The 13490-nt window shown below is 60.2% G+C and carries 9 protein-coding genes and 1 pseudogene; 8 read left to right on the top strand and 2 right to left on the bottom strand.

Translation table 11 applies throughout. The features are described from left to right. The 3 genes from KLP40_RS19015 to KLP40_RS19005 all read left to right on the top strand — a co-directional run. Positions 1 to 596: IS630 family transposase (locus KLP40_RS19015; protein ID WP_215595418.1), on the top strand; the 596-nt coding region annotated here is incomplete at its 5' end. A gap of 34 nt (positions 597 to 630) precedes the next feature. Next, positions 631 to 930, top strand: a complete 300-nt coding sequence (locus tag KLP40_RS19010; RefSeq protein ID WP_215595417.1) for a hypothetical protein — start codon at positions 631 to 633, stop codon at positions 928 to 930. A gap of 677 nt (positions 931 to 1607) precedes the next feature. Next, positions 1608 to 2891, top strand: a complete 1284-nt coding sequence (locus KLP40_RS19005) for an erythromycin esterase family protein (protein WP_215595416.1) — start codon at positions 1608 to 1610, stop codon at positions 2889 to 2891. A 406-nt stretch (positions 2892 to 3297) separates the two neighbouring features. On the opposite strand, the pseudogene KLP40_RS21735 reads toward KLP40_RS19005, so the two are convergent. Beyond that, positions 3298 to 4360, bottom strand: a pseudogene (locus KLP40_RS21735) (IS701 family transposase). A gap of 244 nt (positions 4361 to 4604) precedes the next feature. Here KLP40_RS21735 and KLP40_RS18990 point away from each other — a divergent pair. After that, a complete protein-coding gene (locus KLP40_RS18990; protein ID WP_215595414.1) occupies positions 4605 to 5189 on the top strand; it encodes a DUF6252 family protein in 585 nt (194 codons plus the stop codon). 160 nt (positions 5190 to 5349) lie between these two features. On the opposite strand, the gene KLP40_RS18985 is transcribed toward KLP40_RS18990, so the two are convergent. Further along, positions 5350 to 6414 (bottom strand): Fic family protein, encoded by a 1065-nt coding sequence (locus KLP40_RS18985; RefSeq protein ID WP_215595413.1) that lies wholly within the window; start codon positions 6412 to 6414, stop codon positions 5350 to 5352. Positions 6415 to 6831: 417 nt separating this feature from the next. Here KLP40_RS18985 and KLP40_RS18980 point away from each other — a divergent pair, with 417 nt between their 5' ends. The 4 genes from KLP40_RS18980 (at position 6832) to KLP40_RS18960 (ending at position 13463) form a co-directional block, all read left to right on the top strand. Next, positions 6832 to 7035 carry a hypothetical protein gene (locus tag KLP40_RS18980; protein ID WP_215595412.1) on the top strand — a complete coding sequence of 68 codons (204 nt, stop codon included), beginning with the start codon at positions 6832 to 6834 and terminating at the stop codon, positions 7033 to 7035. Positions 7036 to 7183: 148 nt separating this feature from the next. Beyond that, positions 7184 to 8014 (top strand): PDDEXK nuclease domain-containing protein, encoded by an 831-nt coding sequence (locus KLP40_RS18970; RefSeq protein ID WP_215595411.1) that lies wholly within the window; start codon positions 7184 to 7186, stop codon positions 8012 to 8014. Positions 8015 to 9091: 1077 nt separating this feature from the next. After that, a complete protein-coding gene (locus KLP40_RS18965) occupies positions 9092 to 11938 on the top strand; it encodes a hybrid sensor histidine kinase/response regulator transcription factor (protein WP_317196798.1) in 2847 nt (948 codons plus the stop codon). 202 nt (positions 11939 to 12140) lie between these two features. Next, positions 12141 to 13463 carry a sugar porter family MFS transporter gene (locus KLP40_RS18960; protein ID WP_215595409.1) on the top strand — a complete coding sequence of 441 codons (1323 nt, stop codon included), beginning with the start codon at positions 12141 to 12143 and terminating at the stop codon, positions 13461 to 13463. Positions 13464 to 13490: the final 27 nt, after the last annotated feature.

Genomic DNA, 13490 nt, shown 5'->3' with positions numbered 1-13490 from the left:
ATGAGCGGCCCTGCCAGCTGCTGGGCGATAAACTTGCCGCCCTGCCCGTCCGGCCGGGCCAAATCGCCAGGCAGGACCACGAGTACGTGCGCCACGGCACGGCCGTGGTGCTGCTGGCCTACGACCTTGACACAGGCCAGCGCTACGCGCAGGTGCGCGCCCGTCGCACCAAGGCCGACTACGCTGACTTCCTGCACCAGGTGCTCACGCGCCACTACGCTGATGTGCCGCGGGTGGACCTGGTGCAGGATAACCTGAATACGCACGCCTACGGCTCGTTTTACGAGCACCTGCCCGTGGCCCAGGCGCGGGCCCTGAGCCGGCAGGTGCGCTTTCACTTCACGCCCCGGCACGGCTCGTGGCTCAACATGGCCGAGCTGGAGTTTTCGGCCCTGGCCCGCCAGTGCCTGGACCGGCGCATCGCCTCCCTCGACGAATTGGCCCGGCAGGTGCAGGCCTGGGCCACGGAGCGCAACCGGCGGGCGGTTAAGGTCAACTGGAGCTTTACCGTTGCCAAGGCCGAAGACAAATTGCAGCACTGGTACGAGAAAGTCAACCCCGTCAACAAGCCCGACCCCGACAAGAAGCCTGTTTAAAAATTATGTGGGGGAAGCACTAGTAGGCACGCAGGTGCAACACACCTCCGGCGCACCCGCCAGTGAGTGGCAGGCCTTTTTGCGCAACATTACGCTTCTCGTATGGCCCGTGGAAGTGCTAACGGTACTGATAAGCGGACACAAACGGCTAGGCGATTATATCGCCCAAACGCAGGTGAGCAATTTCGACAAGAACGCCAGTTCCTGGCGGCAGGACCTCGCGGCCTACCGCGTTACGCCTTCTACGTTCTATACCCTGCTGGCCACGGCAGTCTACTTGTTGCTCGTGCATGCCCTATTCCTCTGGCTCGGCTTTATGCGGCCTGCCATTTGAGGCCCACTTAAGTTTACGTAAACGATGGTGTCCTAAACGCGGCAATTCAGTTTAAGGAGGAGTAGTGTTCGTGCATGGCCGAATTGCTATTGGCGTGGTACAACCAATAGCAGGTAGTCAGGAAGTACAGCAATATGAAAGCCAGGGTGAGGATAGAAGGCTTCTTTCGGTAGACAACTAGCATTAGAAAGGCTCTGAATCCGTGCATGAATAGCAGCGCAATACTCAGGAAGGCCCCGAAGAAAATACCATCGTCATTATAGTAATAAATACCACTGGCACCATACTGCAGTTTGTAGGGCGAACAGAGAAGCCAGAGATAGAACGCCATCAGGGTAGACAGCCCATACCCAACAACCCGCAGCAAAAGGTGTACGGCCCCATTATCGTGGTCGGCGGCTTCAGGTATCAAGTCGTTGTCAGGCGTCACGCTACTACTTGCAGTTTAAGAAAAGGGTCCGAAGGTAAACGCGCTCTGTTCAAAAATAAGACCGTTATTTTACTGCCTGCAACCTTCTGGGCTCGCGAGCCTATCCTCTGTTGGAACGCCTCGGGGTGGCACTCGCCCCGAAAAGGCGGCTGCACCGACACGCGCCACCCCGCTTGGCCGAACCCCCACCTTACCTATCCCACGCCGCGACGAGCACCCCCAACAATTCATGCGCCTTCGAAACCTGTTGCTCCTGCTCCTGCCGCTGTGCCCTTTGCTGCCGGCACATGCCCAATCAACCGCCGACCGATTGGCTTACCTTCAAGCCAACGCCATTATCGTGCGCAACGTGGAGCCGACCAACGAAGAGTACACGGACTTAGCCCCGCTTAAACAAAGCCTGCAGCAGGTCACTGTTATCGGATTGGGCGAGCCCATCCACTACGACGGCGGTGCCTTCAAGGCCAAAACCCGGCTCGTCAAATTCCTGCACCAGGAGCTGGGATTTAGCGTCATTGCGTTTGAGAGTGGGTTTTATGACTGCTACAAGGCCTGGCAGGAAATCCAAGCCGGGAGATTGAGTATTGATGCCGCGAGGATGGCACTTTATCCGTTCTGGATTAGTACCGAAACGGAGGAACTGTTTAACTACATTGACCAACAGAAGAACACCGATAAGCCGCTGATATTGGCCGGTATCGACTGCAAATTCTCCGGCCAGTACTCGGATGAACGCCTGCTTCCCGACTTGAAACGTTATTTGCAGACGATCAACTCCGGGATGGTGCAGGACACCGCCAAATGGAGGGCGTTCAGCACTTCGTTAAAGCGGGCGATACACATCTCCGATTATTTAACGAAGCCCAGCACCGCCGACACGCTGGTCTTAAACCCGGCCTTCAAAGGAATCCTTGCGGAAGTAACCGCAAAAGGTGTACCGGCGACCGCCACACGAGAGGAGCACTTGTTCTGGCAGCAATTCTGCCGCAGCTCGCTCGCCGAAATCGCCAAGAAGTTTGCGACATCAGAAGAACAGGTGCGGGACCGGCAAATGGGCGAGAACCTTGTTTTCTTACAGCGCGAATTGTACCGCGACCGAAAAACGATTGTGTGGGCAGCCTCTTCTCACCTCACGTACAACGGGGCGAACATCGGGCGTACATTCTATCACGAGAATCCGAGGCTAGGGGATTACCTCAAGCAAACGTACGGCGCGCGCTACTACCACCTGGGGTTTACGGGATACCGGGGAGAGTTTGGGAAGTTGCTGTTTTTTCACGTGCTGAACGTGAAAAAACACAAGCCCAATAGCATAGAATACCTACTAGGGCAGACCAAGCAGCCCTTTCTGCTCCTCGACTTCCGTAAGACTATCCTTCCGCAATGGTTGCAAGAGCCCCTGATTGCCATGCCTTTTGGGTACCGGGAAACGCTGATGAGATTACCGCTCGTCATGGACGGGTTGTTTTACACGGAAGCCGTTTACGGGAGCCATTGGATTCCGCCGGTGGGGACGCCAAAGCCGAAGTGAGGCGGTACGGGGGGGCATGGGCTTGGAGTGACCAAATTTGAAAGGCGCGCCTTTCGGAATCCTCCGTTCGTTGTGGATAGTGGTGTCGTTTACCACCAAGAAACCATTTTTCTAGTTTGCGAAAACGGTCCTGGCTTGAACGCACGCTGTTTGAAAAAAAGGAGCGTTATCCATTTATTCGTAGGCGCAGAAATTTTTCGTATCGCAGCCCTGTACGTCCGATTAATCGTCGTTGAGCGCTAGGCCGGGGCTCACGCGCAGTTCGTAGCGGTATGTCGTAGGACCCAATTCCAACCAGCCTTGCCAAAAGCTAAATTGCGCCTAAAACATTTGGTTGAGTTCCGGGCCCAGGGGCAGGGCGCGCCGGGCCTGGCCCTGGCGTAGGCGCAGGCTTACTATACTGATGTTACGCGGAGAGCGTAGCGAGTTCACGATGCATAGCTTGGAGGCCGACCAAGTAGAGTTGGGCTTTGAGCCGGAAATGGCCGATGCCTACTTTCAGCTTGAGCACTTCCAACTTGGTGTAGGCCAGCATAGACGCGAAGAAGTGATTGGCTTGGGTGTCGGGTGTTTTCGTGGGCGATTTGCCCAGCGACGTGTTCTGTTTGAGCGATTTATGGTACTCCTCGACTTTCCACCGTCTTTGGTAAATCGTCGTCAGTTGGGCGTAGCTCAGCGTCGTATCACTGCTGACCAGCTATAACACACCCTGCGATTGATCTTTGTTTGTAAAGACGTGCCGGCTCACGAGTACCGCCGACTCGACGGAACGCAACCAGACGCGCAGGGGCTGTTCATCGGGAAAAGTCAGCGTATCGAGGGCCTGAAACTGGCCCGCTGCCCGCCCTTCTTCACTCAGGGCTACCGTGCGCGAGGATTCGAGCGCCAGCACGAAGTGGTGACCTAACGCGCGCACCGTATTCATGTTCTCGGCCGAGGCGTACCAACTGTCGGCCAGCAAATAGCGGTAGGCCACCTGCTGCTGGGCTACGCGCAACATGGCCCGCAGGTACTCCTTCTTGGTCAACTTGCATTTGAACTTCGTTTTCTGCGTTTTGGCATCCACCACGGCCTCTGTTTTCTCGATGAGTTCCACGGCAATGGGCAGGGCTAAGCCGTCGCTTTGATAGAGCAAGCTCACGAAATTGAGCCCTTTCACGAAACGGCCCCACGCTGTGGTCCCAGTGGGTGCAGATCAGCGCGCTCGGGTCCGTGTGGGCCTTTTCCAGCACGCAGTCATCCACAATTAGTACGGCAAACTCCTCGGCCGGGCGCTGGCGCTCAGCCCGCCGAATGAGAGGCTTGGCGGCGGCCCACACTTGCTGCGAGTCCAAATAAGAGGTCGTCAACCAGCGCGTTACCTGATCGTGGCTGACGGCGCCGGCCAGCAAGCGCGACAAGCCGGTCGCCGAGGTTTGACCCGTCGAGCTAATCAGGTAATCCGTATACAAATCGAGCGTACAAGTCATCGCGGATTGAGCTTAGTCAACTACAATGTAGCGCGTAACATCAGTTATCTATTCCTCCTGCAGGCCTTCAGTACCCATGTTTTGGGCCTGTAGTGTCTTCAAGCAGAGTTTAGTCAAAGGGTAGCAAGGTAAACGCGAGTTGCTTTCGACCTCGGCTCGCGCCATGTCGTAAAGTGGAATATAGGGTGGTGGGAACGACGGAAGGTGTACGTTTACGGCCGCGTTTATTCCCGCCCGTTCCGCCATGTCCTTCCGCCCGTCCCTTCTGCTGCTGGGTTCCCTACTGGGCCTGACCCAGTGCTACTCGCCACCCGCGCCCGAGGATAAGATGCCAGACGCCACCCAAACCGGCGCGAACACCGCCGGCTGCCGCGTGGACGGCCTCCCCTGGGTCGCCCGCACCAACGCACAGGCGATGAGCGGAGCCCCCCTATCAGCCGTGCGCGCCAGGTGGGGCGTGGTCCGTCCCCCCGCGCACCACCTCTCGCTGTCATTCGACAAGCAAATCGACGACGAGTCGCATGTGCATAGCCGGACCTACCTGCGCCTGGAGTTGCCCGGCATTACCCGGCCAGGCACCGTGGTGCTCGACCAGAGATACGACGGGCTGGTCATCAACGGGCCCATCGCTTACGCGGCTTTCACCTACTACCAGACCCCCCCGGACCAAGAAATGCGCACGGGCCCCGCAACGCCTGGCCGCGTCGTTGTGACCCGGCTCGATACCGTAGCCCGCATCGTGTCGGGCACGTTTGAGTTCACGGCCCGCAACCCATCGGGCGGGGCCACCGTGCGCGTCACCGAAGGCCGTTTCGACTGCAAATTCTAAGCACGTTCCGGCCCCCAAGTACCGGCCCCCGGTGCGCACCCGTAGCACCACGGCAATGATTCGGGGCGCGAAACAGTCGTGTGATCTGTAGTGCAGCCAGACGGTGATTTGGAAAGTCTATGCCGGTGTCGTGGCGTTCACTCTCGCCTGGCAGCGCGGGTTATCCCAGTTGGGCTAACAGCTCAAACAGGGGCTGGTTGACGTAGTAGTTGGAGTTGGCGTGCTTTTGCTTGACCAGCACGCCGTCCTCGGCTAATTTGTTCAAGTAACCCGCCGCCGTGGGCCGGCTCACCTGCAGTTCCTGCTGCACGAATTCGATGCGGGTGTAGGGGTGTCGGAACAAGTTGTTGAGCAGGTCTTGGCTGTAGAACTTGTAGGGCCGCAGCCGCTGCTTCGTCTCCTGCATCAGGGCGCGTAGGGCCGTGATCAAGGCAATGCTCTGCCGGGCGGTCTGTTCCACGCCGGTGAGCATATACAGCAGCCACGGCTCCCAGTCGCCGGTGTCGCGCACGGCCTGCAGGTGGCGATAGTAGTCGGCATTGTGCTGGGTGATGAAGCGGCTCAGGTAGAGGACGGGCAGGTCGAGCAAGCCCTTGAGCACCAGGTACACGATGTTGAGGATACGCCCCGTGCGGCCGTTGCCGTCGTAAAAGGGGTGGATGCTCTCGAACTGGAAATGGAGCACGGCCATTTTCACCAGGGGATCCACCTCGTGCACGGTGTCGTCGTTGAGGTACTGGGCCAGGTTGCCCATCAGGTCCAGGATGACAGCCGGGTCCTGCGGGGGCGTGTACACCACCTCGCCCCGCTGGTTCTTGAGGGCGGTGCCCGGCAGCTTGCGGTAGCCCCCGCCGTCGCGCTTGAGTTCCTGCTGGATGCGGGCGATGTGGTTGGTACTCAAAAACCCGTGCTGCTGGACCAGCGCCGTGCCCAGGCGCAGGGCCGCCGCGTAGCGCTGTACCTCCTTGGCCGCGGGCGAGTCGCCCAGTTGGAGTTCGGCGTTGAAGAGTTCGTCGTGGGTGGTGACGATGTTTTCGATGGCCGAGCTGTCTTTGGCCTCCTGCAAAGGCAGCGTGTCGAGCAGCAGGCTCTCGTTGGGAATGGCGGCCACCAAGCCCTTGAGTTCGGCCAGGGCCCGGTGCGCCGCGGGCAGTTTTTTGAGCACGGCGCGCGTTTCCAGTTCGGCGGTGGGCGGCAGCGGAGAAGGTTGCCAGGCAGTCGGCATGAAGGGAAGGGAAAAGCGCCACGGGTAAAGCCCCGTAGGCTGTGTAAAGAAACCCGGTATTTCTTTGCAAAGCCAATCACCCTTTGTAAAAGAAATCACTTTTCCCTTACAAAGGCTCGGGTCTTGAAATTGATCCGTTCAAAAATAGGAGCTATTCACTTCAAGCGAGTGAATGCCCAAAACGAATCGATGCTTTGACCCGAGAGCTTGGTGCAGGTGCGGTATTCGATGCCTTCGTACCACAGGGTTTGTCCGGTTAACGAGCGGGTATCCGTGCGCGCCTTCTTGCTCAAAGGCCAGCGCGGTTGCCCGAGAACAGAGCAGTTCCGCAGATCATGTTACCGCTCCTTGTTTTGACCGGAGCGCATTTATCTTCGGACTGTTTCCGAGAACAATAGCCAGAGGCAAGTTTTCGCTATGATCCGCTTTTTTGTAGCTGCCGGCCTTGCGGCCGACTCACTGGACAAGCGTAACTTGGTCCCGATGGAAGAACGCACGCTTTCGCTGCTAGCGCAACATATTGGGCAGCTGCACGCGCAAACGCAGCGGGCGGCTGCCCAACAGGTAAACTATTGGTTGACGGTGCGCAACTGGCTTATCGACTGGCACATTGCCGAGTAGGAACAAGGCGGCAGCCACCGGGCCGAGTACGGTGAGCGGCTGCTGTCGGAGCTGGCGCGGCAGTTGTACGGCGTCAAAGGGCTCGTAGAACGGCGACTTTACCAGTGCCGCGAGTTTTACCGGGCCTACCCCTCTAATTCTGCAGACTGTGTCTGCGGAATTGCAACAAGCTGGTCTATTGGATGCGTCCAAGCCTTTCCCAACGGCCGTGTCGGCCCTGGCCAGCGGCCCGCATGCCCTGCCCGGCCTGGCACCGGAGTTGCTGCTGAGCCGGCTGAGCTTCTCACACTTTCTGGAGTTCCTGGCCCTGGACCGGCCGGTGCAGCGGGCGTTTTATGAGGTACAGGCGGTGAAAAACAGCTGGTCGGTGCGGGAGCTGAAGCGCGCCATTGAGTCGGCGCTGTACGAGCGCACGGGGCTCTCGACCGATAAAGCGGCGGTGCTGGCCGGCCACGCCGGCACGCAGCCGCTGTCGGTGACCGATGTGGTGAAAAACCCTTACGTGTTGGAATTTTTAGGGCTGGAGCAACGGGCCAGCTACAGCGAGAGCGACCTGGAGGCGGCGATTATTGCGCACCTGCAGACGTTTCTGGTGGAACTGGGGCGGGGCTTCTGTTTTGAGGCCCGGCAAAAGCGCATCACCTTCGACAACGTGCACTACTTCATTGACCTGATCTTTTATCACCGCATTCTGAAGTGTCACGTGCTGGTAGACCTGAAGATCGGGGCATTCAGCCATGCCGACGCGGGGCAGATGAACGTGTACCTGAACTACTACCGGGAGCAGGAGATGAGCGAAGGCGACAATCCACCGGTGGGACTCATTCTGTGTGCCCAAAAAAACGACACCCTTGTGCGCTATGCGACTACGGGCATGGCCGAGCAAGTGTTTGTGAGCAAATACCGGATGAACCTGCCATCGGAAGAAGAGCTGCAGCAGTTGGTACGAGAGGAGCAGGAACGCTTACGCAACAGCTGACGGTAGCCGGTCAGAAGTCCAACCGGGTGCCATTACGCTTCCAGTCCATCCGTTCTTTCGCTCCTGAGGTCCGGACCTATTACGTAAACCATTGACCTCCTTTTTTTCAGACAGAGTGCACCGAAGTACCCTAGTTATAGTCCTTCAAGCCCATATGGAGGTTATATAGCGGTTTCGCGGACGGTTCGACCAGTCATTCAGGAAGCTACTGAGACGCTTCATGAATCAGGAGAATCGGTGTTCCGTTTCTGCAATTGCGACCAGCAAAGGCCAGTGACCGGACCATCCGCGAAACCGCTATAAAGAAATATTTTCTAGATTTAATTGCTCAGATACAGGATGTATCACAGCACGAACTGATCCTGATGAAAGTTTGATTATAAGCAAGTCTATCCAAGATAAAGTAGAATCAAAGGTGATAGTTGTGACTTGCACGGAATACCTTGAAGAGTTGAGAATTCTCTTTAAGATATGACTATTAGGGCTTTAGCTCCATCCGCTGGTGCAGGCTTGTATCCCTCATTTCACCAAACGGACTTTCTAGATAAGTGATTTCGCAATGCCGTGAGCCCATTGTGAACCCATTGCTTTACCGCGAGATGAGTATTTAGAAGCCAGGGAGCGCGGTTTAGGGCTCGGTGTATCGGTGCTGTGAGCCCCTTGTGAGCCCTTTCGCGCTTGCCCCGTCGGCAGGTGACTTATCGGGCGTCGGGTTCGGGCGCCAAGCAGTAGTTGGTGCTGCGCCCGCCGGCGCCCTCGTGCACCATCTCTCTCTGGGACTATACATCTAGGAGAGCATCAAAAAGTGTGGGGCAGCTGGACAGTATGCAAGGCACGAAAGGGAGCAGCAGTTGATGGGGCCAGCGCTTTTGCTAACAATGGCGGCTTTTCGAGTTAACCTAGCAGGCGCTTGACACAACGGCCCCACACTTTTTCGATGTCTCCGTGACGCGCCGCTCAGGTCAGGCTGCCTGCCATAGTCAGGGGCAGATTCAGGATCAGAGGCTTTAACAGTCTGGCAGACAGGGAAACTGGCCGCTGCTTGCGTGGGGGTCCGGCGGCCCAGCTTACCCCGGGTTGCGCAGCCGGCCGCGTCTATACCAATTCCTTGTATCTTTTGGCCGGTTGAGCACATCAAACATCCGGATTTTGGGCATTTTCAAGCAGGTTTTTTCAGAAAGTCAGCGGCTTTGCCGACCGCTCCTGCTGCTGTGCCTGTGGCTGCTGCTGCCCGGGTGTGCCCCTGCGCCCCCGCCCGAGCCTGAGTTTCGCATTGGTTTCTCGCAGTGCACCATGGGCGACGCCTGGCGGCAGGCCATGCTGGCCGGCATGCAGAAAGAATTGACGTTCAATCCGAACGTGCGCTTCCGGATGCGCGACGCCCGCAACGACACGGACCGGCAGCGCCGGCAGATTCAGCAGTTTATCCGGGAGGGAGTCGATCTGCTCATCATTTCCCCCAACCAGTCGGGCCCGCTCACGGAGCTGGCCGAGGCCGCTTACCACCAGGGAATTCCGGTGGTGATTCTGGACCGGCGCACGGCCTCGCATCTCTACACGGCCTACGTGGGCGGCAACAACCTCGAGGTGGGCCGCACGGCCGGTCACTACGCGGCCCAGCTGCTGGGCCAGCGCGGCCGGGTGCTCGAAATTGAAGGAACCCCGGGCTCTTCCCCGGCCACCGACCGCCACACGGGCTTTACGCAGGCGCTGGCCGCCTATCCACGCCTGCAGCTGGTGGCCCGGCTCGAGGGCAACTGGCGGGCCGGCGCCGTGCAGCAGCAGCTGCCCGCCCTGCTGCGCGCCCACCCGGAGGTAGAGCTCATTTTTGCCCAGAACGACCCCATGGCCCGGGCCGCTTATCAGGTGGTGCGGCAGCTGGGACGTACGCGCTCCGTACGCATTATCGGGGTGGATGGGCTGCCCGGGCCGGGCAACGGCCTGCAGCTGGTGCAGGACGGGGCCCTGCAGGCCACGCTGCTGTACCCGACCGGGGGGGAGGAAGCCATCCGCACAGCCCTGCGCATTCTGCGTCAGGAGCCCTACGAGAAGGAAAACCTGCTCGGCACCATGATCATCGACTCCACCAACGTGGGCACCGTGCGCGGGCAGACCGAGAAGCTGGCCACCCAGCAGCTGGCCCTGCGGCGGCAGCAGGAGCGCTACCAGGCACAGGTGCGGCGCTACGCCAGCCAGAAAACCACGGTGTACCTGCTGGTGGGCAGTCTGCTGATTCTGGTGCTGCTGGGCGGCTGGGCCCTGCACTCGGCCCGGACCAACCGCCGCATCCGCCGGCAGCTGGAGAAACAGAACGAGGAAATCAGCCAGCAACGCAACCAGCTGGCCGCGCTGGGTGAGGAAGCCCGCCGCGCCCACGAGGCCAAGCTGCGCTTCTTCACCAACTTCTCCCACGAGCTGCGCACTCCGCTCACCCTCATTCTGGGGCCGGTGGAGGAGATGCTCACCAGCTCCGCCGACCTCCCGGCCGCCCAGCGCCAGGATCTGCAGCTGGTGCACCGCAACACCCAACGCCTGCTCCAGCTGGTCAACCAGCTGCTGGAGTTTCGCCGCATCGACGTGGGCAAGATGGCCGTCCGGGCCACCGAGGGCGACCTGGTGAGCTTCGTGCGCGAGATTATGGACGTATTCGAGAAGGTGGCCCACCGCCACCGGATTACCTTCCGGTTTCTGCCCGCCGAGCCCGTGCTGCATCTCTGGTTCGACGCCAATATTCTCGACAAGGTATTTTTCAACCTGCTTTCCAACGCCTTTAAGTTCACGCCCGATGGCGGGCAGATTACCGTCAGCATCCAGCCGGCCGCCGACGGGCAGGTGCGCGTGAGCGTGGAGGATACCGGCCGCGGCATAGCCCTGGAAGACCAGCCGCATATTCTGGGCTGGTTTTACCAGGGCAGTCAGCCCTCGGCCGATGGCTCGGGCCTGGGCCTGGCGTTGGCCGAGGGCCTGACCCGCCTGCACCAGGGCCGCCTCACGTTCCGGAGCCAGCCGGGGCAGGGCAGCACGTTCAGCGTAACGCTGCCCCGGGAACTGCCCGCCGAGCTGCGCTCCGATACCCCGGCGCCCAACCCCCTGGACCCCTCCACCTGGCTGCTGCCGCCTCCCGAGCCCGCCCCCGATCCGGCGCCGGCCGATACGGCCGCTACCGCCCTCGTTATTGAGGACAACGCCGAGGTGCGGCAGTTTCTGGTGCAGAAGCTCCGGCCTCATTTCCAGGTGACGGAGGCCGCCGAGGGCACGGCCGGGCTGCGCCTGGCCACCGACACCATTCCCGACGTTATTATCTGCGACGTGGGCCTGCCCGGCCTGAGCGGGCTGGAAATTACGGCCGCCCTCAAGGGCGACTGGCGCACGAGCCACATTCCGCTGGTACTGCTGACGGCCCGCAGTGCCCCCGAGCAGCAGATGGAAGGCCTGCAGGCCGGGGCCGACCTCTACCTGACCAAGCCCTTCAACCCCGCGTTCCTGCTCGAGAGCCTGCGCACCCTGCTGCGTCACCGCGACCAGCTGCGCGAACATTTCCGCCGCGAGCTCTCGGTCACGACGGCCACGGTAGCTCCTCAGCGGGTGGACCAGAAGTTTCTGGCCGACCTGACGGCCATCATCGAGGCCAACCTGAGCCGCCCCGACCTGAGCGTGGACGACATTGCCCGCAGCCTGGGCGTGTCGCAGAACCAGCTGTACCGCAAAATGAAGGCCCTGCTCGGCACCGGCGTGAGCGACTACCTGCAAAACATTCGCCTCACCAAGGCCCGCCAGCTGCTGCTCCAGGAAAACAGCCTGATTGCCGACGTGGCCTACCAGACCGGCTTCTCCTCGCCGGCGTATTTCTCCACGGCCTTCAAAACCCGGTACCAGGTGTCGCCCTCGGAGTTCAAAGCCCTGCACGTACCGTCCCGGAGCTAACGAAAATCTGAAATCCGGGGGCGGATAAGTGAAAGCGAGGTGAAAATTTCGAGCTTAAATTTAGTGCAACTATCTGAATGACAAGGACATAATCAGATACTGGTGAATTGATTGAATTTCAGAGGTATTCGGCGGAATTCAGCAAGCCGGACCGGGAGGATTCGTGCTCCTTTGGGGAAGTATTTCACTCCTTCCTCCGGTTATGCTGCACCGCAAAGTACTCTTCTGGTCCCTGACTACAGCGCTCGGTGGCTTCCTGTTCGGCTTTGATACGGCCGTGATTTCGGGGGCCGAAAAAGCCATTCAGGAGCTCTGGAACCTGAGCGCCGTGGCCCACGGGTTTACCATCTCCATTGCCCTGATCGGGACCGTGCTCGGGGCCGTATTCGGGGGCATTCCTTCCGACCGGCTCGGGCGCCGCCAAACCCTGATCTGGATTGCGGTACTCTACCTGGCGTCGGCGGTGGGGGCGGCCCTGGCCCCGGGCTGGGCCCTGTTTCTGCTCTTCCGCTTTCTAGGCGGGCTGGGCGTGGGCGCTTCGTCGGTGACGGCCCCGCTCTACATCTCCGAAATTTCGCCCGTCAACTCCCGGGGCCGGCTGGTCGGCCTGTTCCAGTTCAACATTGTGCTGGGCATTCTGGTCGCCTACCTCTCCAACTACCTGCTGGCCGGGCTGGGCGAGCATTCCTGGCGGCTGATGCTGGGCGTGCAGGCCGTGCCCGCCGTGGTGTTTCTGCTGCTGCTGCTCAAAGTGCCCGAAAGCCCGCGCTGGCTGCTGCTGCACGGCCGCGTGGATGAGGGCGGGCAGGTGCTGCGCCTCATCAACCCCGACACGGCCGCGGCCGACGTGACGGCCATCCTGACGGCCCAGGCCCTGCACGGCGCCGGGCGCGAGTCGGTCTGGAGCGCGCCCTACCGCACGCCGCTGCTGCTGGCCATGGCCTTCGCCTTTTTCAACCAGGTATCGGGCATCAATGCCATCATCTATTACGCGCCCCGCATATTTGAAATGACCGGCCTGGGCCAGAGCACGGCGCTGCTCTCGTCCGCTGGCATCGGGCTGGTCAATTTCATTTTCACGCTGCTGGGCGTCAACGTCATCGACCGGTTCGGGCGGCGCACGCTCATGCTGGTGGGCTCGGTGGGGCTGATTGCCACCCTGGGGCTGGTGAGCCGGGCCTTCTACCTGGAGCAGTTCGGCGGGGCCCTGGTGCCGGTGCTGCTGTTCGTGTACATCGCCTTTTTCGCCTTTTCCCAGGGCGCGGTTATCTGGGTGTTCATCTCCGAGATATTCCCCAACGCCGTGCGGGCCCAGGGCCAGGCCGTGGGTTCCTCCACCCACTGGGTTATGGCCACGGCCATTGCCTTCACCTTTCCCTGGTTTGCCGAGCACCTGGGCGGGGGCCACACCTTCGCCTTCTTCGCCGCCATGATGGGGCTGCAGCTGCTGTTCGTGTGGCGCTTCATGCCCGAAACCAAAGGCACCAGCCTCGAGCAGGTCGAGCGCACCCTGGTCGTGCACTAGGGCCGCCCGGCTACCCATCTCTCACCC

The organism is Hymenobacter piscis (assembly GCF_018760735.1).
Taxonomy (GTDB): domain Bacteria; phylum Bacteroidota; class Bacteroidia; order Cytophagales; family Hymenobacteraceae; genus Hymenobacter; species Hymenobacter piscis.
This window is presented reverse-complemented; position numbering and strand designations above follow the sequence as displayed.